Here is a 23980-nt window from a genome sequence, read left to right as displayed (position 1 = left end):
CTGACCCATCGCTCGTCCGAGGAGCTCCCGCTGATGGCCGAACACCCGCCCTACCCCGTAGGCCTCCGCCTCACCGGCCGCCGGGTCGTCGTCCTCGGCGGCGGTCAGGTCGCCCAGCGGCGCCTTCCCGCCCTGATCAGGGCCGGCGCCGACATCCACCTCGTGTCCCCCGGAGCCACTCCGTCCGTCGAGGCGATGGCGGACGCCGGCGAGATCACCTGGCATCGGCGTCCCTACGCCGAGGGCGACCTCGCGGAGGCCTGGTACGCGCTGATCGCCACCAGCGACCCCGAGGCCAACACGGCGGCGTCCGCCGAGGCGGAGAACCACCGCGTCTGGTGCGTCCGCTCCGACGACGCCGACCGGGCCACCGCCTGGACCCCGGCGACCGGCCACAGCGAGGGCGTCACCGTCGCCGTGCTCACCACCGACGCGCGCGGACGCGACCCCCGGCACACCGCCGCCGTCCGCGACGCCGTGGTCGAGGGCCTGCGCGACGGCACCCTCGTCGCCCCGCACCACCGCACCCGCACCGCGGGCGTCGCCCTCGTCGGCGGCGGCCCGGGCGACCCGGACCTCATCACCGTGCGCGGCCGGCGCCTGCTCGCCGAGGCCGACGTGGTCATCGCCGACCGGCTCGGCCCGCGCGACCTGCTCGCCGAACTCCCGCCGCACGTCGAGGTGATCGACGCGGCGAAGATCCCGTACGGTCGCTTCATGGCCCAGGAGGCCATCAACAACGCGCTGATCGAACACGCCAAGCAGGGCAAGTCCGTGGTCCGCCTCAAGGGCGGCGACCCGTACGTCTTCGGCCGCGGGATGGAGGAGCTCCAGGCGCTCACCGAGGCCGGCATCCCCTGCACCGTCGTCCCCGGCATCACCAGCTCCGTCTCCGTACCGGGCGCGGCCGGCATCCCCGTCACCCACCGCGGTGTGGCGCACGAGTTCACCGTGGTCAGCGGCCATGTCGCCCCCGACGACGAGCGCTCGCTGGTCGACTGGCCGTCCCTGGCGAAGCTGACCGGCACCCTCGTCGTCCTCATGGGCGTCGACAAGATCGGCCGGATCGCCGAGACCCTGGTGGCGCACGGCAAGTCCCCGGACACCCCGGTCGCCCTCGTCCAGGAGGGCACCACCGCCGCCCAGCGCCGTGTCGACGCCACCCTCGCCACGGTCGCCGAGACCGTCGTCGCGCAGGACGTGAAGCCGCCGGCGGTCATCGTCATCGGCGACGTCGTGGCCGTGGGTCCGGACGGGACGGCGGCCTGACATGGGCGAGATCATCACCGTCGACGATCCCGCGGACCCGCGCCTGCAGGACTACACCGACCTCACCGACGTCGAACTGCGCCGCCGCCGCGAACCCGCCGAGGGCCTGTTCATCGCCGAGGGTGAGAAGGTCATCCGGCGCGCCGGGGACGCCGGTTACGCCATGCGGTCCATGCTCCTGTCGCAGAAGTGGGTCGACGTCATGCGGGACGTCATCGACCGCTCCGACACCCCGGTGTACGTCGTGGAGCCCGCGCTCGCCGAACAGGTCACCGGCTACCACGTGCACCGCGGCGCGCTCGCCTCCATGCAGCGCCGGCCCCTGCCCACCGCCGCCGACGTGCTGCGCACGGTCCGCCGCGTGGTCGTCATGGAGTCGGTCAACGACCACACCAACATCGGCGCGATCTTCCGCTCCGCAGCCGCCCTCGGCATGGACGCGGTGCTGCTCTCCCCGGACTGCGCCGACCCGCTGTACCGCCGCAGCGTCAAGGTCTCCATGGGCGCCGTCTTCTCCGTGCCGTACGCCCGCCTGGAAACCTGGCCGAAGGACCTCGCGTCGGTCCGTGAGGCGGGGTTCACCGTGCTCGCCCTGACCCCGGACGAGCGGGCCCGGTCCCTCGACGAGGCGGCCCCGCACCGGATGGACCGGGTGGCGCTGATGCTCGGCGCGGAGGGCAGCGGCCTGTCCGCGCGCGCCCTGGCCGCCGCCGACGCCTGGGTCCGCATCCCGATGTCCCACGGCGTCGACTCGCTCAACGTGGGCGCGGCGGCCGCGGTGGCCTTCTACGCGGTGACGGCGGGCCGGCCGCAGGAGTAGGGGGTCCCCGTCCGGCGGCGTCCGGCGGGACGTGAGCGCCGCGGGCTCAGGACGGACCCTGGCAGCCCTGCACCAGCGCGATGCCGAACGCCACCACCAGCGTCACCACCACGAACACGAACAACCGCTGCCTGAGCAGGCGCGGATTGGCCGGACGCAGACCGGACCCGCTCGTCCGGGGGGCGGGCCGGCGGCCGCCCGTACCGGTGCCGGGCCGCGTGGCGCCGCGGGAGGCGGGACCGGAGCGCGGCCTGGGGCGCGAGGGCGAGCCCTGGCGGGGCGCACCCTCACGGGGCGCACCCCCTCCCCGGGACGCCGGGACACCGCGACCGCTCCGTGAGGGTGTCGGGCCACCACCCCGGGAGACGGGACCGGGACCGCGCCCGGCCGACGCTCCGCGCGGGGGAGTGGCCCGGCCGCCCTGCCTGCGCGCGTCCCGCTCCGGATAGGTGTCCGCGAGGCGCCCGGTGGGCCGCTCGGACTCCGGGGTGCGCGGCGCGGGCGGGCGGACGTCGGCGAGGCCCTGCGCCTCACGCGCGGCGATCTCCTTGAGCCGCAGCGACAGTTGCAGTGTGCTGGGCCGCTCCTCGGGGTCCTTCGCCAGACAGGCGCGGACCAGCGGGGCCAGCGCGTCCGGGACACCCTGCAGCTGGGCCTCCTCGTGCACCACGCGGTACAGCATCACCTCGGAACTGCCGTGCCCGAAGGGGGAGTCGCCCATCGACGCGTAGGCGAGCGTGGCGCCCAACGAGAACACGTCGGTGGCGGGGGTGACGGCCGCGCCGCGCACCTGCTCCGGGGCGAGGAACCCGGGCGAGCCGACGGCCGTGCCGACGTGCGTGAGCGTCGAGGCGCCGGTGGCCCAGGCGATGCCGAAGTCGATGATCCGCGGCCCCTTCGGGGACAGCAGGATGTTGGACGGCTTGAGGTCCCGGTGCACCACACCGGCCTCGTGCACGGCGACGAGCCCCTCGGACAGGGCGGCTCCGACGGCGGCCACCTCGGCCGCACCCAGCGGGCCCTCGTCGGCGACCTTGTCGTGCAGCGACGGGCCCGGCACGTACTGGGTGGCGAACCAGGGGCGGTCCGCCTCCAGGTCGGCGGCCACCAGCCGGGCGGTGCAGCCACCCCTGATGCGCCGGGCCGCCGAGACCTCGCGGGCGAACCGTGAGCGGAACTCCTGGTCCTCCGCCAGGTCGGGACGGATGACCTTCAGCGCGACCCGCTGCCCCTTCTTGTCGGAGCCCAGGTAGACCACGCCCATCCCGCCCGCGCCGAGCCGTCGGTGAAGCCTGAAAGAGCCGACGACGCGCGGGTCCTCGCGCCTCAGGCGCATCATCGCCATGTTCATCCCCGCTGCCCGGTCCTGTGACGTGCCACAGCTTACGTTTCCACACCCGTCCGTGCGCAGAGGCCGCGCCCTCCCGTATCGACGGATTGTCAGTGGCCGGTGGGAGACTTGAACAGTGGTCAGGGGACGCGTGAGCAGGCCGGGTTCACGCGACGGCGCAAGGCGCCGGTCCCAACCACCCGAAGGGTAAGGGGGATTGATCACGTGAAGGGTGACCGTGTGGAGATCGTCGTGGACGCCGGGGACACGACGCGTACGTACGAGGTGGTGGCCTCCAGGGCCGGGCGCAGGGTGGAGACGGCGGTGCGACGAGGAGTGGTCGAAGTGAGCGAAGTCACCCGAACCGGGGCTGTGGTACGGACCGCGCGTTTCATGGCGAACCGGGTGCTCGCCCTGGTCGAGCAGCCCGTGCCGCGACAGGACACCTCGGAGGGGTCCTGACGGGGCGGCCGTCCCCTCGGGGATGTCCCTGAGGCGGAGGACCCCGTCTCCACCCAGGGGAGTACGACGCCGGTGCCCGCTCATCCTCGGGGAGGCCCGCCAATCGGTACGAGGGCATGACGTGACGGATGCCGGTAAGCCCTAGATTTGTCACCGAGCGGCGGGTGCAGCACTCGTCCCCCGAGGTCAACGCCCGCCGCCGTCAAAGACAACAGAAACGGTCAGGAGAGGGGCCATGGCGTACACGGCACCGCGGACACTGCTCCGCACGCGGGAACGCGGCGAGGGCCGCCGGCACCCGCTGGTGGCGACGCTGATGGCCCTGCCCCTGGCGGTCCTGCTCCTCCTCGTCTTCGACGGGTGGGAGACGGTGACCACACAGGCGTCGTCCGTGGGAGAGATGCTGGGGCGCTGATCGGCGACCCCCAGGCCCGGAAGAGCGGTCCGGGCGGGGACATCACCCATGAAACCCCGTGGGGACGGGGGTGCGGCGGACGGCAAAATGCCGGCGCAGCTGGGGAGCTGCGCCGGCATTGCCATGTCCGGGCACGCCGGGCGTCCGTAGGCCCGTACGCCGCGGCCCGGTCGGGCACGCGACCGCGACGTGGCGTCCCGCCCGCGTAGCCTCACCCCGTGACCCCGGACCTGCCTTCCGCCCTGACCGCCCGCGCCGCTCAGGCGGCTCACGCGAGTGCCGTCGCCTGCGCCTGCGTCGCGGCCACCCTGGCCCACCGCGAGGACACCACCGTCGTCCGGCACGCCGCCACCGTGGCCAAGGCACACGCCCCCGGCACCGACCCCGGCGAACTGGCCCTGCGCGTCGCCGTCGCCGCCGGCCTCCCCGGCGTCCTGCTGCCCCCGCTCGCCCCGGCCCCGGTCGAACTGCACGGCCGTCCGGTCACGTACTGGCCCTACGGCACACCCGTGGACCCCGACGACCCGGACGCCGCCCCCTGGGAGGAGGCGGCCACCCTCCTGGCCCGCCTGCACCTCGCCCCGCTCCCCGCCGGGCTGCCCCCGATGCGCGGCCCCGAGAAGGCGGCCCGTGCCGTCGCCCTCCTCCGGGACACCCGACCCCGCCATCCCGCCGCCGCCCCGCTGCTGGAGGCTTGGGCGGAGCTGCCTCCTTGGGCCCGAGGGGAGGAACCGGCGCCGGGCGCCGCACGCCTGTGCCACGGCGACTTCCACCTCGGCCAGCTGATACGCCGGGCCGGGCCCGGCACCCCCTGGCTGCTGATCGACGTGGACGACCTGGGCTCCGGCACACCCGTGTGGGATCTGGCCCGCCCCGCCGCCTGGTACGCCTGCGGCATGCTCGGCCCCGACGCCTGGCACCGCTTCCTGACCGCCTACCGCGCGGCCGGCGGTCCGGCCGTACCGGCCGACGGCGACCCGTGGACCGCGCTGGACGTCCCGGCCCGCGCGCTGACCGTCCAGACCGCCGCCCGCGCCGTCACCAAGGCGGTCGCCGCGGGCCGGGCGCTGGACGAGGTGGAGGAGTCGCTGGTCGACGCCTGCGCCCGCATGCGTTCCGTGGCGGCGCCGTCCCCGGCGGACTGAGACCAATTTCCGCGACATAGGGTGCAACCGGCCCGCGGCAGGAGAGAGTCTGTCCTGGCGATACGCGAAGCAGGAACGACCGGCGAGGAGTTGAACCGGATATGCAGTGTCCGAAGTGCCGTGCCCCCATGCACACCTACAACCGCAACGGTGTCCAGATCGAGCAGTGCAGCGGGTGCCGGGGGATCTTCCTCGACTACGGCGAGCTCGAGGCGCTGACCCGGCTGGAGTCCCAGTGGTCGCAGCCCGCCCCGCCCCCACCCTCCGCACCCCAGGCGTACCCGGCCGCGGCGCCGCAGGCCCCGGCCTGGGGAGCGCCGCACGGCGGCCACTACGGCGGCCACCGCCGCCACAAGAGCTTCGGCCACATGCTGTTCTCCAGCTGACGGCACACGACGAAGCCCCCGGTCGAGGGACCGGGGGCTTCGTGCGGTGTGGACGATACTGGGATTGAACCAGTGACCTCTTCCGTGTCAGGGAAGCGCTCTCCCGCTGAGCTAATCGTCCTCGGGACCACGACCACTCCGCGGAGCGGATCATGGGCACTGCGTGCGCGATACTGGGATTGAACCAGTGACCTCTTCCGTGTCAGGGAAGCGCTCTCCCGCTGAGCTAATCGCGCGGGTACGGATCTTCGAGAAGATCCAGTGGACGATACTGGGATTGAACCAGTGACCTCTTCCGTGTCAGGGAAGCGCTCTCCCGCTGAGCTAATCGTCCTTGGAGGTGGAGACGGGATTTGAACCCGTGTAGACGGCTTTGCAGGCCGTTGCCTCGCCTCTCGGCCACTCCACCAGGAGTGTAGGGGACCGGGAAGCCCCCTCTTCCTTCGAGCGGACGACGAGGCTCGAACTCGCGACCTCAACCTTGGCAAGGTTGCGCTCTACCAACTGAGCTACGTCCGCCTGTCGTTTCGGTCCGCTTGCGCGTCCCGGCGACGAACTGAACTCTAGCGGATTCCCGGGCCAGCACAAAAACCCGTTTGCCCAGCGTGCTGCGCTGCGCCTGCTCACAGGCGTGGCCACGTCACCGCCACGCGGGCCGCCATAGACTCGTGGCGTGCTCGACCTGCCACCTCTCGCGCGCTTCGGTGACCGTGTCGCCACCGGCCTCGCCGACGTCACCGACGACCCCGCCGCCCTCGACTCCACGGGCTTCTGGGCCGTCGCCGCCGACTTCGAGGGCCGTCTGACCTGCGCCCGGTTCCGGGACGTCCGGGACGAGCCGGTGCCCCGGCCGGCGCCGGGGGGATGGCGGGGACCCGCGGCCGGTGACTGGACGTCCTCCCTCGACCGCGCCGCGTACACGGCGGCGGTGCGCCGCATCCGCGACCACATAGCCGCGGGCGAGGTGTACCAGGCGAACCTCTGCCGCGTCCTGTCCGCTCCGGTGCCCCCCGGCGCCGACGTGGACGCCCTGACCGCGCTGCTGGCCCGTGGCAACCCGGCGCCGTACGCAGGAACGATTCGGCTGCCCCGGCACGGCGTGGAGATCGCCACCGCGTCCCCCGAGCTGTTCCTGCGCCGGGACGGGCGGGTCGTCGAGTCCGGGCCCATCAAGGGCACCGGCCGCACCGAGGCGGACCTCCTGGAGAAGGACTACGCCGAGAACGTCATGATCGTCGACCTGGTCCGCAACGACATCGGGCAGGTCTGCGCCACCGGCACGGTCACCGTGCCCGACCTGTGCGCCGTCGAGAAGCACCCCGGTCTGGTCCACCTCGTGTCGACCGTCCGCGGCGAGCTGAGGGACGGCCAGGGCTGGCCCGAACTCCTCGGCGCGGCCTTCCCGCCCGGTTCCGTCACCGGGGCGCCCAAGTCCAGCGCGCTGCGGATCATCGAGGCCCTGGAACCGGCACCGCGCGGCCCCTACTGCGGCGGGATCGGCTGGGTCGACGCCGACCGTGGCACCGGTGTGCTCGCCGTCGGCATCCGCACCTTCTGGATCGACCGGGACACGGACGGCACGGCCGTGCTGCGGTTCGGCACCGGCGCCGGCATCACCTGGGGTTCCGACCCCGAGGGGGAGTGGCGGGAGACCGAGCTGAAGGCCTCCCGGCTGCTCGCGGTAGCGTCGGGGACGTACCAGGTGAGCGAAAGGATCCGGACGTGAAGATCTGGCTCGACGGCGCGCTGCGGGACATCGAGTCCGCCCGCGTCTCCGTCCTCGACCACGGACTGACCGTGGGCGACGGCATCTTCGAGACGGTGAAGGTCGTGGACGGCCGGCCGTTCGCCCTCACCCGGCATCTCGACCGGCTGACCCGCTCGGCCCGCGGGCTCGGGCTGCCCGACCCCGACCTCGACGAGGTGCGCCGCGCCTGCGCCGCCGTCATCGAGGCCAACCCGGTGCCGCTCGGCCGGCTCCGCCTCACCTACACCGGTGGGCAGGGCCCGCTCGGCTCCGACCGCGGCGAGCACGGCCCCACCCTCGTGGTCGCCCTCGGCGGGACCGCGCGCCGCCCCGACTCCACGGCCGTCGTCACCGTGCCCTGGACCCGCAACGAGCGCGGCGCCCTCACCGGCCTGAAGACCACCTCGTACGCCGAGAACGTCGTCGCCCTCGCCCGCGCGCACCAACACGGCGCCACCGAGGCGCTGTTCGCCAACACGGTCGGACAGCTCTGCGAGGGCACCGGGTCGAACGTCTTCGTCGTCCTCGACGGCGAGATCCACACCCCGCCGCTCGCCTCCGGCTGCCTCGCGGGCATCACCCGTGCCCTGGCCGCCGAGTGGACCGGAGCCAAGGAGACCGACCTGCCGCTGGACGTCCTGCGCGAGGCCGACGAGATCTTCCTCACCTCCACCCTGCGCGACGTGCAGGCCGTGCACCGCGTCGACGACCGTGAACTGTCCGCCGCCCCCGGCCCGGTGACGGCCAAGGCGATGCGGGTCTTCGACGAGCGGTCCGCGGCGGACATCGATCCGTGAGGGGCCGGAAAACCGGCTGAAGCGGGGGAGCGAAGCGGGTAGAACACCCCTGATGACCACCACCCTGCGGCCGACCGAGCCGCTTCAGCGGAACCCCGACGGGACACGCTCGCGCCGTTTCCACGTCTGCGTGAACAGCCGTCCCGTCGGTGAGGTGCACCTGGGCACGGACCCGGTCTTCGGCGACGCCGTGGCCCGGGTCGTCAGCCTGCGCATCGACGAACCGGACCGGCGGCGCGGCCGGGGCACGGTCGCCGCCCTGGCTGCGGAGGAGGTGGCCCGCACGTGGGGCTGCCGGCGCATCGAGGTCACCGTGCCCGCCGAACCGGGCACCCCCCTCTCCCTCGCCACCGCACTCGGCTACGTCGTGCGCAACCGGTCCATGGAGAAGGCCCTCGGCGGCACCCCGCCCGCCCTCCCGGACGGCACGCGCGCACGGCCCATGACCGAGGAGGAGTTCGTCCCCTGGCAGACCGCGAGCTCGGCGGACTACGCCCAGGAGTGGGTCCGGCGCGGGGTTCCGGAGGCCGAGGCACGCGCCAAGGCCGCCTCCGACCAGGCGGCGCTGCTGCCCCACGGCCTCGCCACCGAGGACATGGTCCTCAGCGTCCTCGAGCACGAGGGCGTTGTGGTCGGCACGCTGTGGCTCGCGCTGCGCGGGGAGCGCGCCTACGTGTTCGACGTGGAGACCGTGCCGGTGCACCGCGGCCGGGGGCACGGCCGCAGCCTGATGCTCCTGGCCGAGGCCCAGGCCGCCGCCGCGGGCAACCGGGCCGTCGGCCTCAACGTCTTCGCCGGCAACACCCCGGCGGAACGGCTCTACGCATCGCTCGGCTACACGACGACGAGCTACTCGCTGTACAAACCACTGACGTAACCGCCACCGCCCCGCCGACCCGGGTCACGGCCGCTCCCGGACGGGGCGAACGGACCCGCCCGCCCACCAGGGCGGAGGCTTTCGTGGCCGGCTCGGCGTGCTGTCAGGCGCCAGGCGCCAGGCGGCGCGGGGCCGGTCAGGCCTCCGGGTCCGCCAGCAGGCGGTCCGCGATCTCCTCGATGCGTGCCCGCAGCCCCTCCTGGCTCTTGCCGCCGTCGAGCCGCTCGCCGCCGATGACGTACGTCGGCGTCCCGGTCACGCCGATCGCCTTGCCCTCGGCCTGGTCCGCGTCCACCACCAGGATGTGCCGCCCGTCGATCAGGGCGGTGTCGACCTCCTCGGCGTCCAGACCGAGCTCGCCGGCGACCTCGGCCAGGACGGACTCGCCCCGGCGGTCCAGCTCGTCGAGCCGGTCCAGCACGGCCTCCACGTACGGCCACCCCTGCCCCTGCTCCCACGCCTCCTCGGCGGCCTGCGCGGCGGCGAAGGCGTGCTTGTGCTTCTCCAGCGGGAAATGCCGCAGCCGGATCTCCAGGCGGTCGCCGTACCGGGCACGCAGGGCGCGCAGGTCGGTTAGGGCGGTGCGGCAGTCGGAGCACTGCAGCTCACACCACACCTCGAGAACGGGGGCGGCGGCGCGGGCGGGGGAGGAGTCACTCATGGTGACAGTCTTCCAGCCGGGCCCCGCGCCACCCAATCCGGGCACGTACCGGGCGGGCGCCGACCGGCACCTGCGGATGATCCGCGACCCGGAGATGTCCCTGATGTCCGCCCCGAGCATGGCCGGGCGGCCTGCGCCGGGTGCAGGATGGAAGGGACGAGACCCTCTCGTGCCCGTACGCACCTGCCCTGGAGGACCGGATGATTGCCGAGACCGTCTGCTCCGCCGTCGCCGCGGCGGGCCTGGGCATCGCGGTGGTCACGGCCTACCGCAAGCGCTACCTCGCCGCGACCCGCATCGCCGCGTACGCGCTGGTGCCGCTCGGCCTGGTCATGGCCGGGGTCGTCGACTGGCTCGCGGACACCGCCTTCAGCCCGACCGCCTGGGCCGGATTCGGCGTGCTGGGACTGGCCTGGGTGCTGTTCGCCACCACCCGCGTCGTGGAGCGCCGACGCGGCGGCACCCGTAAGGAACGCAAGGCGGCGCGGCAGGCGGCCGCCCCCACGGCCGCGGCACCGGGCGCCTCCGCGCCCGCCCTGGGGCGGACGGCCCCTCAAGAGGAAAGCCCCGCGACCCGCCGCGCGCCGGCCTCCCAGGGGGACGACGACTTCAGCGACATCGAGGCCATCCTCAAGAAGCACGGCATCTGACGCCCCTCGCACCACATGCGTCACAGGGGGTCCCGGACCGCCCGGAAGTGATCACCAACCGAACCGTAGGTCGCGGTTTCGGCGTACCCGCGTGCTTTCCGTGAGTGTTGATCGCGTGGCGCCCGTCGGATGCGTCATCATCGCGGCGAGATGCTGGACACGACACAGAGCGATGCCGCGCCGCTGCAGGACGAGCCGCGCGGATGCCTTTTCGCCCTATCCCAGCCACCGCTGATGATCTTTCTTGCGGTGATCGGGTGTCTGCTGCTCACGGCTGCCCTGCACGACCTGCTGTGGCTGTGAGCCGTACCCGCGGTTCCCGGCGTCACCCGTCGGGACCGCGTCGGCCCACCGTCCGTCCGTAGCGCCCGAAGGGGTCAGCCCGCCGCTTCCTTGCGGCGCGCCCGGTAGGCGGCGACGTGCAGCCGGTTGCCGCAGGTCCGGCTGTCGCAGTAGCGGCGCGAGCGGTTGCGGGAGAGGTCGACGAAGGCGTGCCGGCAGTCCGGCGCCTCGCAGCGGCGCAGCCGCTCCTGCTCACCGGCGACCACGAAGAACGCCAGCGCCATCCCGCAGTCGGCGGCCAGGTGGTCGGCCACCGAGGCGCCGGGCGCGAAGTAGTGCACGTGCCAGTTGTAGCCGTCGTGGTCGGTGAGCCGGGGAGTGGTGCCGGCCGCCGCGATCAGCTCGTTGATCATCGTGGCCGCGCTGCGGGCGTCGGGCGCGGCGAAGACCGCGGCGAACCGGGCCCGGATCTTGCGTACCCCGGCCAGGTCGAACTCGGTGAGCGTGCCGACCTCGCTGACCTTGTGGTCCCGCACGAACGCCTCGAGGGCGGCGACGTCCGGCAGTCCGTCCGGTGTCGCGTCGTCCTCCGGTGCGGTGTTCACCAGATCCACCACGGTGTCCAGCGCGCACCGGGTGTCATGGGTGATCAGCACGATTCGCTCCCTGGCCTGGGGGTCGGGCGGGCGCCCGCCGATGCTGGCCGATGGTAGTGGCTCCGGCGCGCCCGGCACCTCCCCCTGTTCCGCACATGGCTTCGAATCCAACGCGGAACGGCGCCCGGTCGTTCCCGGCCGCCCGTGCGTGTGCCCCCGCGGACAGCGTGGGTGTGCCCTCGCGGACAGCACAACGGCGCCGGACCGCGGTGGACCGCGGCGCCGGCGCCGGTGTGTGTGAGCCGTATGCGGCTGCCCGTATGCGGCTGTCCGGGCCCGAGCCGTCACCCCGAGTCGACGGCGTCGGGCGGTTCCGTGGCCCTCGCCTAGCTTTCCGCCAGGATGTGCGAGAGCTCCTGATCGAGATCGAAGTGCCGGTGTTCCGTGCCGGGCGGCACGGCGGCGTCTGTGCGCTTCAGGAAGGACTCCAGGGCCCGCGCCGGGGCCTCGAGCAGGGCTTCCCCCTCCGGAGAGCTCAGGGCGATGCACACGACGCCCTGACCATGACTGCGCGACGGCCAGACGCGGACGTCGCCGGTGCCCGTGGGGCGGTGAAGTCCCTCGGCGAGGAGGTCGCGGGCGAACACCCACTCGACGGTTTCCTCGGCTCCGGTGTGGAAGGTGGCGTGCACGGCGTAGGGGTCGGCCGTGTCGTACCGCAGGCCTGCGGGGACAGGCAGGGAGGACTCGCTCGACACAACGAGGCGCAGGTGCAGCTCGCAGCTGACCGTGGTGTTCATAAGCGCCAGGGCCTTTCGCTCAGTGTGCGCTCGGGGATTCGCACGTCGGCGAAATCGACATGCCACCTACGGTGCCGTTGTAAACCCCTCTGAGTGTTTTGCGTGGGATTACGTAACTCTTCCGGCCGAGAGATCGTTCGCGGCCTGCGCCCATTCCGGTGACGTCTTTCGCTCGGGTAGTGTTGGGCTGCATGAACACGGGGAGTGACGAGTCCGTCGAGGTCACGGCAGTGACCCACGGGGTGACGGTGGACGAGGGCGAGGGCCGGGACGAGCGGGGGCTCGGTTCGCGGGCGCCCGAGTTCGTCAGAGCACGGCGGGCGCTGCATCTGAGCTGGCAGGTGGGGGTCTTCGTCGTCGGCCTGGCCGTCGTGGTGGCCGGCGTGATCATGCTGCCGTTGCCCGGCCCCGGGTGGGTCGTGATCTTCGGCGGCATGGCGATCTGGGCGACCGAGTTCGTGTGGGCCCAGCTGGTGCTGCGCTGGACCAAACGCAAGGTCACCGAGGCGGCCCAGCGGGCGCTGGACCCCAGGGTGCGTCGCCGCAACATCATCCTGACCTCGGTCGGCCTGGTGATCGTGGCCGCGCTGGCCGGCTTCTATCTGTGGAAGTTCGGTCTGCAGATGCCCTGGAAGATCAAGGATCAGTGACGCGCGCCGGGGGCCGGACCGCGCGGCCCCCGGTGGTCACGGGCACCCCCTGACATGGGGTAATGTTCTCCCTGCGTCCGGGCGATTAGCTCAGTGGGAGAGCGCTTCGTTCACACCGAAGAGGTCACTGGTTCGAACCCAGTATCGCCCACCGGATCAAGGCGGCCCGGCTCACGAATCGTGAGCCGGGCCGCTTCGTCGTGCGGGCCCATGCGCCGCCCCCGGCCCCCGTCGCGGGGTTCCGCTTCTCTCGCGTGCACCCAACCGTGGCCTTTCGCGTCGATGGCCGGCGCCCATGGGGCGCTGTTCGGCCGGTCGGCCACGCGGTGCCGGCCTGCCGGTTTTCGTCCCGCCAGGGATCGGTGGCGGGCGCGGCCGTCGTCAGGCCCGTGCCGGGGGCGGGCATCGATTGGTGTCCGAATCACTGACGTGCCCTGAGGGCCTTCGTGTCTTGTGCCGGGCTCCGGGGACCGGACGGTGACGGTCCGTTATGTGTGGTGGGGCGCCGAGGACCGGGCGCGGCGCGTCAACAAGAGCATCTGCCTCTTGGAGAAGAAGTATCCGGAGAGCGAGGTCGAGACCGGCTTCCAGCCGTACCCCTATTCCTGGAAGAAGTTCAACACCCGGGCCCCGGGCGGGAATCCGCCGGACATGTTCCGAAATGCCATTGGCCCACTACGCGAATAGGACGCGAATAATGTGTCGCTCGACCCCGGTGAGCAGGTGACGGCCGGCGACCTCGCGCTCCGAGGGGCCGCATGCCGTGACGCACGAGGCGGGCGCATGCGGGCACACTCCGTACATGGACCGGAACCATTACCGCTTCCGCAGTGTGTGGACCCTGTCCGCGCCCGCCGCGACCGTGTACGGAGTACTGGAGCGGATCGAGGACTACCCCCGGTGGTGGCCGCAGGTGCGGGAGGTCGCCCGCCTGGACGACAGCACCGGCATCGTCACGATCCGCTCCGTCCTGCCGTACGACCTGACCTTCACCCTGCGGGAGGGGAGGCGGGACCGGGAGAACGGCGTGCTGGAGGCAGGGCTGTCCGGCGACATCGACGGCTGGGCCCGCTGGACCGTCACCGATCTGGGCGCGCACGGCTGCCTCACCCACTACGAGCAGGAGGTCGACGTCCGTGCGCGGCTGCTGCGCCTGCTGGCGGTGCCCGGCCGTCCCCTCTTCCGCGCCAACCACGCGCTGATGCTGCGGGCCGGGCGGCGCGGACTGGCGGCACACCTCGAAGCGGTTTGAACGAAGCCCGCCCGGACCTGTATTGTTCAGTGCGTTCCCGGGCGATTAGCTCAGTGGGAGAGCGCTTCGTTCACACCGAAGAGGTCACTGGTTCGAACCCAGTATCGCCCACGCTCGGGAGAGCGACGTGTGTCCGCCGAAAACGCGGACCGCGTCGCTCTCTTTGTTTCTGTGCCGCCTCGCGCGTTGTGTGGGGGGCTCCGCCACCCACACCCCCGGCTCACAGTGCCGTCGTGGGCCGGTGATGTGAGGTCACGCCGCTGCCGGCAGATCCGGGCGCAGGGGCCAGGCCGGATCGACGACCTCCTCCGTGCCCGTGCGTGCGAACCACGCCTGCAGGCCCCGCGCCTGCGCCGCGTACCACACCGCCTGCAGCGTGTGCAGCTCACCGGGGGACAGCCGCTCCAGCCGGGCCGCGAACCGCCTCCCCACCGCCCGGGTGACCTCCAGCGCCGCCACCGCGTCCGCCGCCGCGTCGTGCGCGCCTTCCAACTCCACCTCGTAGTGCGCGCACAGGTCCGTCAGCGTGCGGCGGCCCTTGCGGTAGCGGTCCAGATGCTTGTCGAGCACCCGCGGATCCAGCACCAGCAGCGGCGTCCGCTCGAACCAGCGGGCCAGTGACGACGCCCGGTGCCGGCGCAACTCCCGGTCCAGCAGGGTCAGATCGAACGGCGCGTTCATCACCACCACCGGACGGCCCACCGCCGCCTGCTCCGCCAGCGCCTGGGCCACCTCGTACATCACCGGCGCGGGCCAGCGGCCGTTGCGCTGCAGGTGCTCGTCCGTCAGCCCGTGCACCTGCGTCGCCGCGGCCGGCACCGGCACCCCCGGGTTCACCAGCCAGCGGGTCACCCGCGGCCGGGAGCCCGGGGCGTCCTGCACGACAAGGGCGGCCGACACGATCCGGTCGGCCTCGACGTCCACACCCGTCGTCTCCGTGTCAAAGGCGGCCAGCGGCCCCTCGTACCAGCACGTCATACCCACCAACCCCTCGCTCACCACCAGCAGTTGACGCGCCGCCCACTGCTCGGTCCGGTGATACCCGCGCTGTTTGCGCCGTACGCCGGAAGGAGACAACAGGAGTACGGGTCTCTGCAGTTCAGCGACCCGCACGTGGGATTCGACTGTTCTGGAAGGCTGTTGGTCATGGCCATCGCGCAGCCCGAACGGGGCGGGCTGCTGCCGGAGCGCACACCGGTCGCTCGCGGCACCCTCGCCACCACCGCCTGCATGGAGACGTTGCAGGTCGGCTATCTGCACGCCGTCGCCGCGGCGGCCGGCTGCTCGCTGTCCCAGCCCTTCCCGGACAACGGCATCGACTGGCACGTCAGCCACAGCGCCCCCGGACACCTGGTCGACGACGAGGTCACCATCAAGGTGCAGCTCAAGGCCACGTCTCAGATCGCCCCACACCCCCGGGGCCGTTCCTTCTCCTTCACGCTGGACAACGCCCACCTGGAGAAGCTCGCCCGCACCCCGGTCTCCGTGCACAAGATCCTCGTCGTGATGATCCTGCCGCGCTCCCAGGACGACTGGCTGCGCGCCCACCACGACCGGCTCGACCTGCGGCACTGCTGCTACTGGACCAACCTCGCGGGGCACCCCGTGACCGGCCGCCGGCGCACCACCGTGCGGATCCCCACCTCACGTGTCTTCGACGACCGGGCGCTGTGCGAGATCATGACGCGGGTCGGGACGGGAGGAAGGCCGTGACCCACCGCCCGACCGGGGAGCCCGCCCGGCCCGTACGCCCGCACCCCGCCGACGCCGCACTCGACGGGCCGCCCCCCGAGGCCGCGGACACCGACCCCGCCGTGCTCACCGCCCTGCTGCGCCGGCACGGCTGGCAGCGGCGCGGCGGCGCCCCCGGACGCTACGGCCGCTGGGCCCCGCCCGGCCCGGACACCGGCACCAGCCTGCTGGTCCCGGTCGGCCGGGCCTTCCCCGACAGCGAGGACCTGCTCGCCGAGGCGCTGCTGGCCCTTTCCCGCAGCGGCACCCCCTCCGCCCGCGAGATCCTGCTCGCCCTCTCCCTGCCCAGCGACGAGATCCGCTGGTGGCGCGACATCCCGGCCGGGCCCGGCGACGCCGTCGCGTGGACGGCGGAGGAGCAGCTGCGGTCCGCCGCCCGCCGCACCCTCCTCTCCGCGGCGCTCGCCACCCGCGCCCGCACCGGTTTCCACGGCGCCCGGCACCGCCGCCCGGCCGCCGCCGCGCTGGACGGCGTCCTGGTGGGCCCGGCGCGGGGCGGCCGTACCCTCACCGCCTTCGTCCCCGTCACTTCCGGCCGCCCCCTCGCGGTGTGCCTGTTCCACGCCCTGCACGCCGCCCGCGAGGCCGTCGACTACCGGCGCGCCACCGGGGGCATGGACGCCTTCACGACGGCCGTCGGGGCGGGCGTCAACCACGAACTCACCGAGGCCCTCGTCGCCCTCGTCCGGGGCACCGAGGGCGCCCGGGTCGCCGTGTCCTGGGCCCCCGCGGCCGGTGTGCCCGAGGGCTGCGTGGCCGCCGCCGAGCCCGTGGAGTTCTCACCCGGCGACCTGCCCGTGCTCATCGAGGCCGGCCGCCGCTACCGGAGCGCGGAGCCGTCCGTCACGGTCACGGTCACCGGCGCGGTGGTGCGCATGTACCGGTCGGAGCCCCGGGGCGAGGGGACGGTGCGGCTGCGGGTGCTCGCCGGGCCCGACGTCGGACACGTCCGCGTCACCCTGGGGGAGGAGCACTACCGGATCGCCGGGCACGCCCACCTGATGGGCCTGCCGGTGCGACTGCGCGGGCGGCTGCTCGGCCGGAGCGGATTCCGCCGTCTCACCGAGGTCCAGGAGGTCGCTCCGGCCCAGGTGGACGAGGCCGAACGGGACCGGCTGATGAAGGCGCTGCAGGAGAGCGCGGACTGCTTCGGCGAGGCCTGCGGCCCGGCCTGCGACGACTGATTTCGCGTCCCGCCGTCCCGGGTCGGTACGATCGCACCCATGCGTGCGCTCCGGTATGGCGCCGCGACCACAGCCTTCAGTCAGGAGAGACCGGTGTCAGACGTCCGTGTGATCATCCAACGCGATTCCGAGCGGGAAGAACGCGTGGTGACGACGGGCACTACGGCCGCCGAGCTCTTCGCGGGCGAGCGCTCGGTCATCGCCGCGCGGGTGGCCGGCGAGCTCAAGGACCTCGCGTACGAGGTTCGGGACGGCGAGACCGTCGAAGCCGTGGAGATCTCCTCCGAGGACGGCCTGAACATCCTGCGCCACTCCACCGCGCACGTGATGGCCCAGGCCGTGCAGGAGCTGTTCCCCGAGGCCAAGCTGGGCATCGGCCCGCCGGTCCGGGACGGCTTCTACTACGACTTCGACGTGGACAAGCCCTTCCACCCCGATGACCTCAAGGCCATCGAGAAGAAGATGCAGGAGATCCAGAAGCGCGGCCAGCGCTTCTCCCGCCGTGTCGTCACCGACGACGAGGCACGCGAGGAGCTCGCCGACGAGCCGTACAAGCTGGAGCTGATCGGTCTCAAGGGCGCCGCGTCCCACGACGACGGCGCGGACGTCGAGGTCGGCGCCGGCGAGCTGACGATCTACGACAACCTGGACGCCAAGACCGGCGAGCTGTGCTGGAAGGACCTCTGCCGCGGTCCCCACCTGCCCACCACCCGGAACATCCCGGCGTTCAAGCTGATGCGCAACGCCTCCGCGTACTGGCGCGGCAGCGAGAAGAACAAGCAGCTCCAGCGCATCTACGGCACCGCCTGGCCCTCCAAGGAGGAGCTGAAGGCCCACCTGGAGTTCCTCGCCGAGGCCGAGAAGCGCGACCACCGCAAGCTCGGCAGCGAGCTCGACCTGTTCTCCATCCCGGAGCAGATCGGCTCCGGCCTCGCCGTCTTCCACCCCAAGGGCGGCATCATCCGCCGGGTCATGGAGGACTACTCGCGGCGCCGCCACGAGGAGGAGGGCTACGAGTTCGTCTACACCCCGCACGCGACGAAGGGGAAGCTCTTCGAGACCTCGGGCCACCTGGACTGGTACGCCGACGGCATGTACCCGCCCATGCAGCTCGACGAGGGCGTGGACTACTACCTCAAGCCCATGAACTGCCCGATGCACAACCTGATCTTCGACGCGCGCGGCCGCTCCTACCGCGAACTGCCGCTGCGTCTCTTCGAGTTCGGGACCGTGTACCGGTACGAGAAGTCGGGCGTGGTGCACGGCCTGACCCGGGCCCGCGGCTTCACGCAGGACGACGCGCACATCTACTGCACCCGCGAGCAGATGTCCGAGGAGCTCGACAAGACCCTCACCTTCGTCCTCAACCTGCTGCGCGACTACGGCCTGACCGACTTCTACCTGGAGCTGTCCACCAAGGACCCGGAGAAGTTCGTCGGCACCGACGAGGCCTGGGAGGAGGCGACCGAGACGCTGCGCCAGGTCGCCGAGAAGCAGGGCCTGCCGCTGGTCCCCGACCCGGGCGGCGCCGCCTTCTACGGCCCGAAGATCTCCGTCCAGGCGAAGGACGCGATCGGCCGTACCTGGCAGATGTCGACCATCCAGCTCGACTTCAACCTGCCGGAGCGCTTCGACCTGGAGTACACGGCCGCGGACGGCACCAAGACCCGCCCGGTCATGATCCACCGCGCGCTGTTCGGCTCCATCGAGCGGTTCTTCGCGGTGCTGCTCGAGCACTACGCGGGTGCCTTCCCGGCCTGGCTCGCCCCGGTCCAGGCGCTCGGCATCCCGATCGGCGACGCGCACGTCGAGTACCTGGAGAAGTTCGCGGACGCGGCCCGCAAGCAGGGGCTGCGCGTCGAGGTCGACTCCTCCTCGGACCGGATGCAGAAGAAGATCCGCAACGCCCAGAAGCAGAAGGTGCCCTTCATGGTCATCGCGGGCGACGAGGACATGGCGAACGGCGCGGTCTCCTTCCGCTACCGCGACGGCTCGCAGGAGAACGGCATCCCCGTCGACGAGGCCATCGCCAAGATCGCCAAGGTCGTCGAGGAGCGGGCGCAGGTCTGACCCGCGCAGGCGTCGAGACCCCCGGGATCTCCCGGGGGCCTTTTCCGCGTGCCGCCGGACACGCCATATGCTGCACGCATGACGAGTGAGCCGGAGCAGCAGTTGGGAGTGGGCACGCAGGACGCGTTCCAGCGTCTGTGGACGCCCCACCGGATGGCCTACATCCAGGGCGAGAACAAGCCGAGCGGCCCCGGCGCCGGCGACGGCTGTCCCTTCTGTTCCCTCCCGGCCGGCTCCGACGAGGACGGGCTGATCCTGCGCCGCGGCGAGCTGGTCTACGCGGTGCTCAACCTGTACCCGTACACGGGCGGCCACCTGATGACCGTGCCCTACCGGCACGTGGCCGACTACACCGAGCTCACCTCCGAGGAGACGGCGGAGCTCGCCGCGCTCACGCAGCAGGCGATGACGGCGCTGCGCACGGCCTCCGGCGCCCACGGCTTCAACATCGGCATGAACCAGGGCACGGTCGCGGGCGCGGGCATCGCCGCCCACCTGCACCAGCACGTCGTCCCGCGCTGGGGCGGCGACACCAACTTCATGCCGGTCATCGGGCACACCAAGGTGCTGCCGCAGCTGCTCGCGGACACCCGCAAGATGCTGGCGGAGGCCTGGCCCACGGACTGACACCGGCCGGCCGGTCCGGCCCGCGGGCGGGGGCCGTCACCCGGACCCCGCCCGGCCGGTGCGCCTACGCGTCGTACAGGTCGGCGTTCTTCGGCGCGACGTCCTGCACCGCCGTGGAGAGGGACGAGGAGCGGGAACCGAACTTCTCCGTGTCCACGCCGTTCTCCGCCAGCACCTTGATCGCCGCCGAGTGCACCACCCGGAGCACCGGGGTGGCCGCCCGCAGCGCGTCGTCCGCCATGAACCGGTGCCGCCAGGGCTTGTCCGCCCAGGCGTGACGCAGTCCGAACGGCTCGGGCAGGCTGAGCTTGCCGCCCAGCCAGTACAGCAGCGGCGGGTACTTCGTCAGGGGCGCCCGCGCGGCCAGCCGTACCACCTCGTCCGAGTCGACCAGCGGGAGCTTCACCTTCCGGGTCTCCCAGAACTTGATCGACTTCTGGACCTCCTTCTCCTTGGCCGCCGGCTTGGTCGTGAACAGGGAGTGCACCGGCCCGAGGGCGTGCCCGGTCACCTCGATGCGCAGCGTCTCGTGCAGCACGGTCACCGTGATCAGCATGGTGATCACCAGCTGGCCGTCCCACAGGGTCCACTGCACCCCCAGGTAATGCCGGTCGCCCGCGCCGAACTGCTGCTTGTTGCAGATCTCCTGTATCGCGTGCTGCTTGACCTGGTACGCCTCGACGTCCGTGCCCTCGGGCCGGGACACCGACGTGGCGTTCTCCCCGATGGGCGTGACGATCCAGTGGCGGATCGACGGCTTGGGGAAGCCGCCGGTGTTCAGCGGCCCGCGCTCCAGCATGCGCAGCCGGTCGTGAATCGCCTTGATCACGTCCCAGCTGCGGAACGGGTGGATCTCCCGGTCGGGGTCGGCCTGCACCAGGTCCTCGGCGAGCTGCCAGCTGCCCCAGCGGGTGCCCATGCCGAGGATGCCCTTGGGGCCGGCGTAGAACACGGAGTTGGACTGCTGCTCGGCGCTGAGCCGGGCCAGGGACTGGCGCAGCTGCTCCGCCGCGGTCTCACCGGGGCTGCTCGGCACCGCCTCGGGCACCTTGGCGCCGATGCTGCTGCCGGAGAGCAGGCTGTCCCAGCGCTCCCGAAGGTCCCTGGCGGTGCGCTCGCAGATCTGCTTGGCCCAGAACCAGCCCAGCACCGGGGCCACCACCGCCGCGCGGGCGTACCAGCCCCAGAAACCGTCGAAGGGCATGCGGAGCAGGAACAGCGCGGCCAGGGCGCCGACGCCGACCAGCAGGGCGGTGGCGAACGCGCCGGCCCGCTTGTCGTCGCGCTTGGTCATCGTCGTACGGATCTGGAAGACCAGCAGCCACACCAGCAGGCCGGGCAGGAAGAGCAGCCCGCACAGGACCATGACGGCACTCAGCCAGTTGTCGCGCTCGCGGCGGATGCGGTGCGCGGCCAGCGCGTGCTCGACCACCACCTGGGGCTGGGTGCCGAAGGACTGGATGAGCGGGGCGCGGCCGGAGCCGAGCATGCGGTCGATGACCGCCCGGGAGAACGCCTCGCCCAGATTGGGCCGGAACAGCTTGATCCGGGGCTTGGCGACCTCCGACTTGTGCCACTCGCTGTTGGCCTTGAGTATCTCGTCGGCCTCGTTGTCCCGGTAGGCCGCCGAGGCCAGCGCGAACGTGGGTGTCTGGCCCTCGTCGCCCGTGCGCGGTACCTGCGGACCGAAGAAATCCGCGTAACCGCTCTCAACGGTCATTCCCGCCCCCCGATCGCCGCGACTGTCGTCTTGCGGCCTTCCCGACTTCCGTGCTGTGCACACCTGTTGATCAGGTGTTCAGCGTATAGGCAGCCACCGTCGTCCGCCGGGGGTCGGTCCAAGCCGTTCTCCGGTACGGAGCGGGGCGCATCGGAGTGCCGGTACGGCGCGGCACGCGCGCGGGCGCCCGCCGGGAGCACCGGCGGGCGCCCGGCGCCGGTCACGAGGCCGCGCGCGCCTCCTCCTTGACCCGCTCCGCGACCTGCGGCGGCATGGGTTCGTGCCGGGCGTAGCGGCGGCTGAAGCGGGCCGTGCCGTGCGACAGCGACCGCAGATCGACCGCGTACCGGCCGATCTCGATCTCCGGCACCTCGGCCCGGATCAGGGTGCGCCCGCCGGGTGACTGCTCGGTGCCCAGCACCCGGCCGCGGCGGCCGGACAGGTCACTCATCACGGGCCCGACGTAGTCGTCTCCGACCAGCACGCTCACCTCGGCCACCGGCTCCAGCAGATGGATCCGCGCGTCCGCGGCGGCCTCCCGCAGGGCCAGCGCGCCCGCCGTCTGGAACGCGGCGTCGGAGGAGTCCACCGAATGCGCCTTGCCGTCCAGCAGCGTCACCCGCACGTCGATGAGCGGATGCCCGGCGGCAACTCCCTTGATCGCCTGGGCCCTTACGCCCTTCTCCACCGAGGGGACGAACTGCCGGGGCACGGCGCCGCCGACGACCTTGTCCACGAACTCGATGCCCGAACCGTTCGGCAGCGGCTCCACCTCGATCTCACAGATCGCGAACTGCCCGTGCCCACCGGACTGTTTGACGTGCCGGCCGCGTCCGGACGCCTTGCCGCCGAACGTCTCCCGCAGCGACACCCGGTGCGGCACGACGTCGACCTGGACGCCGTACCGGCTGCGCAGCCGCTCCAGCGCCACGTCCGCGTGCGCCTCGCCGAGGCACCACAGCACCACCTGGTGGGTGTCCGGGTTCTGCTCCAGACGCATCGTCGGGTCCTCGGCCACCAGCCGGCTCAGCCCCTGGGACAGCTTGTCCTCGTCGGCCTTGCTGTGCGCCTCGATGGCCAGCGGCAGCAGCGGGTCCGGCATCTCCCAGGGCTCCATGACCAGCGGGTCGTCCTTGCCGGACAGAGTGTCCCCGGTCTCCGCGCGGCCCAGCTTCGCCACGCACGCCAGGTCGCCCGCGATGACGTGCGACACCGGCCGCTGCTGCTTGCCGAACGGCGTGGACAGGGCGCCGACCCGCTCGTCGACGTCGTGGTCCTCGTGGCCCCGGTCGCTCAGCCCGTGGCCGGACACATGGACGGTCTGGTCGGCGCGCAGCGTCCCGGAGAACACCCGCACCAGCGAGAGCCGTCCCACGTAGGGGTCGGAGGAGGTCTTCACCACCTCCGCGGCCAGCGGGGCGTCGGGGTCGCACGGCTTCAGCTCACGCGGCCTGCCGTCCGGGGTGGTCACGCGCGGGGTGCCGTGCTCCAGCGGGGTCGGGAAGCCACCGGTCATCAGGTCGAGCAGTTCCACCGTGCCGAGCCCCTGACGCGCCCCGGGGGCGGCGGGCGCGGCGGCCAGCACGGGGAAGAACACGCCCCGCGCCACCGCCCGCTGCAGATCCTCGATCAGCGTCTTGACGTCGACGTCCTCACCGCCGAGATAGCGGTCCATGAGGGTCTCGTCCTCGCTCTCGGAGATGATCCCCTCGATCAGCCGGCCGCGCGCCTCCGCGATCAGCGGCACATGGTCGCCGACCGGCTCCGACTCCACGCGCTCGCCGCTCGAGTAGTCGAACAGCTTCCGCGTCAGCAGGCCGATCAGACCGGTCACGGGCGTGTGCCCGTCGGGCCCCTCGGGGCCGCGCAGCGGCAGGTACACCGGCAGTACGGCGTCGGGGTCGTCCCCGCCGAAGGTCTCCGCGCAGATCCGGGTCATCTCCTCGAAGTCGGCGCGGGCCGCCTCCAGATGCGTGACGACGATGGCGCGGGGCATGCCGACCGCCGCGCACTCGTCCCACACCATGCGGGTCGAGCCGTCCACGCCGTCCGCGGCGGAGACGACGAAAAGGGCCGCGTCCGCGGCCCGCAGACCGGCCCTGAGCTCCCCGACGAAGTCGGCGTAGCCGGGGGTGTCGAGCAAGTTGACCTTGATGCCGCCCCATTCCACCGGCACCAGGGAGAGCTGCACCGAACGCTGCTGCCGGTGCTCGATGTCGTCGTAGTCGGAGACGGTGCCGCCGTCCTCCACGCGGCCCGCCCGGTTCACCGCCCCCGCGGTCAGCGCGAGGGCCTCCACCAGCGTCGTCTTGCCCGATCCGGAGTGGCCGACCAGCACCACGTTCCGTACGGACGTGGGGCGGTCGGCCGCCTGTGCCCTGCCGGCGGCCCCGGGGTGTGTGTGCGCCTTGTCGCCCATGATCCTGCCTCCCGTGCACGGTGAGGTCACTGTGGGCGCGGACCCGTCGAACCCTTCCCCGGACCCGGT

The 23980-nt window shown here is 72.4% G+C and carries 24 protein-coding genes, 7 tRNA genes and 1 pseudogene; 20 read left to right on the top strand and 12 right to left on the bottom strand.

What is annotated here, in order from left to right:
* The first annotated feature begins 33 nt into the window (after nucleotides 1-33).
* Both cobA and ACIF8S_RS23315 read left to right on the top strand, forming a co-directional pair.
* Nucleotides 34-1269, top strand: a complete 1236-nt coding sequence (gene cobA / locus ACIF8S_RS23320) for a uroporphyrinogen-III C-methyltransferase (RefSeq protein ID WP_400001426.1) — start codon at nucleotides 34-36, stop codon at nucleotides 1267-1269.
* Between the two features lies 1 nt (nucleotide 1270).
* Complete coding sequence (locus tag ACIF8S_RS23315) at nucleotides 1271-2089, top strand: TrmH family RNA methyltransferase (protein WP_400001424.1); 819 nt, start codon at nucleotides 1271-1273, stop codon at nucleotides 2087-2089.
* Between the two features lie 46 nt (nucleotides 2090-2135).
* Here ACIF8S_RS23315 and ACIF8S_RS23310 read toward each other — a convergent pair whose 3' ends face one another.
* On the bottom strand, nucleotides 2136-3440 hold the full coding sequence (locus tag ACIF8S_RS23310) for a protein kinase (RefSeq protein WP_400001422.1): 1305 nt from the start codon (nucleotides 3438-3440) through the stop codon (nucleotides 2136-2138).
* Nucleotides 3441-3644: 204 nt separating this feature from the next.
* Here ACIF8S_RS23310 and ACIF8S_RS23305 point away from each other — a divergent pair, with 204 nt between their 5' ends.
* The 4 genes from ACIF8S_RS23305 (at nucleotide 3645) to ACIF8S_RS23290 (ending at nucleotide 5827) form a co-directional block, all read left to right on the top strand.
* Nucleotides 3645-3881 carry a hypothetical protein gene (locus ACIF8S_RS23305; protein WP_024885089.1) on the top strand — a complete coding sequence of 79 codons (237 nt, stop codon included), beginning with the start codon at nucleotides 3645-3647 and terminating at the stop codon, nucleotides 3879-3881.
* 235 nt (nucleotides 3882-4116) lie between these two features.
* Nucleotides 4117-4296 (top strand): hypothetical protein, encoded by a 180-nt coding sequence (locus ACIF8S_RS23300; RefSeq protein WP_024885088.1) that lies wholly within the window; start codon nucleotides 4117-4119, stop codon nucleotides 4294-4296.
* Nucleotides 4297-4514: 218 nt separating this feature from the next.
* Nucleotides 4515-5441: a phosphotransferase family protein gene (locus ACIF8S_RS23295; RefSeq protein WP_400001420.1), complete on the top strand. Its 927-nt coding sequence runs from the start codon at nucleotides 4515-4517 to the stop codon at nucleotides 5439-5441.
* 101 nt (nucleotides 5442-5542) lie between these two features.
* Nucleotides 5543-5827: a zf-TFIIB domain-containing protein gene (locus ACIF8S_RS23290; protein WP_400001418.1), complete on the top strand. Its 285-nt coding sequence runs from the start codon at nucleotides 5543-5545 to the stop codon at nucleotides 5825-5827.
* A gap of 49 nt (nucleotides 5828-5876) precedes the next feature.
* On the opposite strand, the gene ACIF8S_RS23285 is transcribed toward ACIF8S_RS23290, so the two are convergent.
* From ACIF8S_RS23285 to ACIF8S_RS23265, 5 genes are all read right to left on the bottom strand, one after another.
* A tRNA-Val gene (locus ACIF8S_RS23285) sits at nucleotides 5877-5948 on the bottom strand.
* Between the two features lie 43 nt (nucleotides 5949-5991).
* Nucleotides 5992-6063 (bottom strand) — tRNA-Val (locus ACIF8S_RS23280).
* A gap of 26 nt (nucleotides 6064-6089) precedes the next feature.
* Nucleotides 6090-6161: transfer RNA gene (locus tag ACIF8S_RS23275), tRNA-Val, on the bottom strand.
* A 1-nt stretch (nucleotide 6162) separates the two neighbouring features.
* Nucleotides 6163-6236, bottom strand: a tRNA-Cys gene (locus ACIF8S_RS23270).
* A 37-nt stretch (nucleotides 6237-6273) separates the two neighbouring features.
* A tRNA-Gly gene (locus tag ACIF8S_RS23265) sits at nucleotides 6274-6346 on the bottom strand.
* A 154-nt stretch (nucleotides 6347-6500) separates the two neighbouring features.
* Between ACIF8S_RS23265 and ACIF8S_RS23260 the strand changes: the two genes are divergently transcribed.
* Genes ACIF8S_RS23260 through ACIF8S_RS23250 form a run of 3 tightly spaced genes read left to right on the top strand, consistent with a single transcriptional unit; the run spans nucleotide 6501 to nucleotide 9248 of the window.
* Nucleotides 6501-7553 carry a chorismate-binding protein gene (locus ACIF8S_RS23260; protein ID WP_400001416.1) on the top strand — a complete coding sequence of 351 codons (1053 nt, stop codon included), beginning with the start codon at nucleotides 6501-6503 and terminating at the stop codon, nucleotides 7551-7553.
* Entirely contained in the window at nucleotides 7550-8371 is an 822-nt protein-coding gene (locus tag ACIF8S_RS23255; RefSeq protein ID WP_400001414.1) for an aminotransferase class IV, read from the top strand. Before ACIF8S_RS23260 ends, ACIF8S_RS23255 begins: the two co-directional genes overlap by 4 nt.
* A 52-nt stretch (nucleotides 8372-8423) precedes the next feature.
* Nucleotides 8424-9248 (top strand): GNAT family N-acetyltransferase, encoded by an 825-nt coding sequence (locus ACIF8S_RS23250; protein ID WP_400001412.1) that lies wholly within the window; start codon nucleotides 8424-8426, stop codon nucleotides 9246-9248.
* Between the two features lie 136 nt (nucleotides 9249-9384).
* Here ACIF8S_RS23250 and ACIF8S_RS23245 read toward each other — a convergent pair whose 3' ends face one another.
* Complete coding sequence (locus ACIF8S_RS23245) at nucleotides 9385-9909, bottom strand: DsbA family protein (RefSeq protein WP_400001411.1); 525 nt, start codon at nucleotides 9907-9909, stop codon at nucleotides 9385-9387.
* A gap of 200 nt (nucleotides 9910-10109) precedes the next feature.
* On the opposite strand from ACIF8S_RS23245, the gene ACIF8S_RS23240 reads away from it, so the two are divergent.
* Both ACIF8S_RS23240 and ACIF8S_RS23235 read left to right on the top strand, forming a co-directional pair.
* Entirely contained in the window at nucleotides 10110-10559 is a 450-nt protein-coding gene (locus ACIF8S_RS23240) for a hypothetical protein (RefSeq protein WP_400001409.1), read from the top strand.
* A gap of 150 nt (nucleotides 10560-10709) precedes the next feature.
* Nucleotides 10710-10862, top strand: coding sequence for a hypothetical protein (locus ACIF8S_RS23235; protein WP_199785287.1), 153 nt, complete (start codon nucleotides 10710-10712; stop codon nucleotides 10860-10862).
* A 74-nt stretch (nucleotides 10863-10936) separates the two neighbouring features.
* On the opposite strand, the gene ACIF8S_RS23230 is transcribed toward ACIF8S_RS23235, so the two are convergent.
* Nucleotides 10937-11497, bottom strand: a complete 561-nt coding sequence (locus ACIF8S_RS23230) for a CGNR zinc finger domain-containing protein (RefSeq protein ID WP_349792296.1) — start codon at nucleotides 11495-11497, stop codon at nucleotides 10937-10939.
* Nucleotides 11498-11823: 326 nt separating this feature from the next.
* Nucleotides 11824-12237, bottom strand: a complete 414-nt coding sequence (locus tag ACIF8S_RS23225) for an SsgA family sporulation/cell division regulator (RefSeq protein ID WP_004002642.1) — start codon at nucleotides 12235-12237, stop codon at nucleotides 11824-11826.
* Nucleotides 12238-12428: 191 nt separating this feature from the next.
* On the opposite strand from ACIF8S_RS23225, the gene ACIF8S_RS23220 reads away from it, so the two are divergent.
* The 5 genes and pseudogenes from ACIF8S_RS23220 (at nucleotide 12429) to ACIF8S_RS23200 (ending at nucleotide 14250) form a co-directional block, all read left to right on the top strand.
* Nucleotides 12429-12887, top strand: coding sequence for a TIGR02611 family protein (locus ACIF8S_RS23220; protein ID WP_349792295.1), 459 nt, complete (start codon nucleotides 12429-12431; stop codon nucleotides 12885-12887).
* Nucleotides 12888-12966: 79 nt separating this feature from the next.
* A tRNA-Val gene (locus tag ACIF8S_RS23215) sits at nucleotides 12967-13038 on the top strand.
* 308 nt (nucleotides 13039-13346) lie between these two features.
* A pseudogene (locus ACIF8S_RS23210) lies at nucleotides 13347-13640 on the top strand (sugar ABC transporter substrate-binding protein); the annotation flags it as partial.
* 49 nt (nucleotides 13641-13689) lie between these two features.
* Nucleotides 13690-14139: an SRPBCC family protein gene (locus ACIF8S_RS23205; protein ID WP_024887415.1), complete on the top strand. Its 450-nt coding sequence runs from the start codon at nucleotides 13690-13692 to the stop codon at nucleotides 14137-14139.
* Between the two features lie 39 nt (nucleotides 14140-14178).
* Nucleotides 14179-14250 (top strand) — tRNA-Val (locus ACIF8S_RS23200).
* Nucleotides 14251-14391: 141 nt separating this feature from the next.
* Here ACIF8S_RS23200 and ACIF8S_RS23195 read toward each other — a convergent pair.
* Entirely contained in the window at nucleotides 14392-15117 is a 726-nt protein-coding gene (locus ACIF8S_RS23195) for a 3'-5' exonuclease (RefSeq protein ID WP_400001580.1), read from the bottom strand.
* A gap of 168 nt (nucleotides 15118-15285) precedes the next feature.
* Between ACIF8S_RS23195 and ACIF8S_RS23190 the strand changes: the two genes are divergently transcribed.
* The 4 genes from ACIF8S_RS23190 (at nucleotide 15286) to ACIF8S_RS23175 (ending at nucleotide 19772) form a co-directional block, all read left to right on the top strand.
* Complete coding sequence (locus ACIF8S_RS23190) at nucleotides 15286-15852, top strand: DUF4365 domain-containing protein (protein ID WP_400001407.1); 567 nt, start codon at nucleotides 15286-15288, stop codon at nucleotides 15850-15852.
* The gene (locus tag ACIF8S_RS23185) at nucleotides 15849-17075 is read left to right on the top strand and encodes a hypothetical protein (protein ID WP_400001405.1); all 1227 of its coding nucleotides are present in this window, start codon (nucleotides 15849-15851) and stop codon (nucleotides 17073-17075) included. Before ACIF8S_RS23190 ends, ACIF8S_RS23185 begins: the two co-directional genes overlap by 4 nt.
* 93 nt (nucleotides 17076-17168) lie before the next feature.
* Nucleotides 17169-19145 carry a threonine--tRNA ligase gene (gene thrS / locus ACIF8S_RS23180; RefSeq protein WP_400001404.1) on the top strand — a complete coding sequence of 659 codons (1977 nt, stop codon included), beginning with the start codon at nucleotides 17169-17171 and terminating at the stop codon, nucleotides 19143-19145.
* A gap of 78 nt (nucleotides 19146-19223) precedes the next feature.
* Nucleotides 19224-19772, top strand: coding sequence for an HIT family protein (locus tag ACIF8S_RS23175; protein ID WP_400001403.1), 549 nt, complete (start codon nucleotides 19224-19226; stop codon nucleotides 19770-19772).
* Nucleotides 19773-19836: 64 nt separating this feature from the next.
* Here ACIF8S_RS23175 and ACIF8S_RS23170 read toward each other — a convergent pair whose 3' ends face one another.
* Both ACIF8S_RS23170 and ACIF8S_RS23165 read right to left on the bottom strand, forming a co-directional pair.
* A complete protein-coding gene (locus tag ACIF8S_RS23170) occupies nucleotides 19837-21492 on the bottom strand; it encodes a hypothetical protein (RefSeq protein ID WP_349792289.1) in 1656 nt (551 codons plus the stop codon).
* 220 nt (nucleotides 21493-21712) lie between these two features.
* A complete protein-coding gene (locus ACIF8S_RS23165) occupies nucleotides 21713-23911 on the bottom strand; it encodes an elongation factor G-like protein EF-G2 (RefSeq protein WP_400001401.1) in 2199 nt (732 codons plus the stop codon).
* Nucleotides 23912-23980: the final 69 nt, after the last annotated feature.

Origin of the sequence: Streptomyces sp. NPDC085937, from assembly GCF_044540535.1 — a bacterium.
Taxonomy (GTDB): Bacteria; Actinomycetota; Actinomycetes; order Streptomycetales; family Streptomycetaceae; genus Streptomyces.
This window is presented reverse-complemented; position numbering and strand designations above follow the sequence as displayed.

Coding starts and splice junctions, on each gene's coding strand:
- ACIF8S_RS23300 (WP_024885088.1), top strand. CDS start 4,117: ATGGCGTACACGGCACCGCGGACACTGCTCCGCACGCGGGAACGCGGC.
- ACIF8S_RS23225 (WP_004002642.1), bottom strand. CDS start 12,237: ATGAACACCACGGTCAGCTGCGAGCTGCACCTGCGCCTCGTTGTGTCG.
- ACIF8S_RS23170 (WP_349792289.1), bottom strand. CDS start 21,492: ATGACCGTTGAGAGCGGTTACGCGGATTTCTTCGGTCCGCAGGTACCG.
- ACIF8S_RS23240 (WP_400001409.1), top strand. CDS start 10,110: ATGATTGCCGAGACCGTCTGCTCCGCCGTCGCCGCGGCGGGCCTGGGC.
- ACIF8S_RS23190 (WP_400001407.1), top strand. CDS start 15,286: ATGGCCATCGCGCAGCCCGAACGGGGCGGGCTGCTGCCGGAGCGCACA.
- ACIF8S_RS23220 (WP_349792295.1), top strand. CDS start 12,429: ATGAACACGGGGAGTGACGAGTCCGTCGAGGTCACGGCAGTGACCCAC.
- ACIF8S_RS23165 (WP_400001401.1), bottom strand. CDS start 23,911: ATGGGCGACAAGGCGCACACACACCCCGGGGCCGCCGGCAGGGCACAG.
- ACIF8S_RS23175 (WP_400001403.1), top strand. CDS start 19,224: ATGACGAGTGAGCCGGAGCAGCAGTTGGGAGTGGGCACGCAGGACGCG.
- ACIF8S_RS23290 (WP_400001418.1), top strand. CDS start 5,543: ATGCAGTGTCCGAAGTGCCGTGCCCCCATGCACACCTACAACCGCAAC.
- ACIF8S_RS23315 (WP_400001424.1), top strand. CDS start 1,271: ATGGGCGAGATCATCACCGTCGACGATCCCGCGGACCCGCGCCTGCAG.
- ACIF8S_RS23195 (WP_400001580.1), bottom strand. CDS start 15,117: ATGACGTGCTGGTACGAGGGGCCGCTGGCCGCCTTTGACACGGAGACG.
- ACIF8S_RS23245 (WP_400001411.1), bottom strand. CDS start 9,909: ATGAGTGACTCCTCCCCCGCCCGCGCCGCCGCCCCCGTTCTCGAGGTG.
- ACIF8S_RS23235 (WP_199785287.1), top strand. CDS start 10,710: ATGCTGGACACGACACAGAGCGATGCCGCGCCGCTGCAGGACGAGCCG.
- ACIF8S_RS23250 (WP_400001412.1), top strand. CDS start 8,424: ATGACCACCACCCTGCGGCCGACCGAGCCGCTTCAGCGGAACCCCGAC.
- ACIF8S_RS23310 (WP_400001422.1), bottom strand. CDS start 3,440: ATGAACATGGCGATGATGCGCCTGAGGCGCGAGGACCCGCGCGTCGTC.
- ACIF8S_RS23205 (WP_024887415.1), top strand. CDS start 13,690: ATGGACCGGAACCATTACCGCTTCCGCAGTGTGTGGACCCTGTCCGCG.
- cobA (WP_400001426.1), top strand. CDS start 34: ATGGCCGAACACCCGCCCTACCCCGTAGGCCTCCGCCTCACCGGCCGC.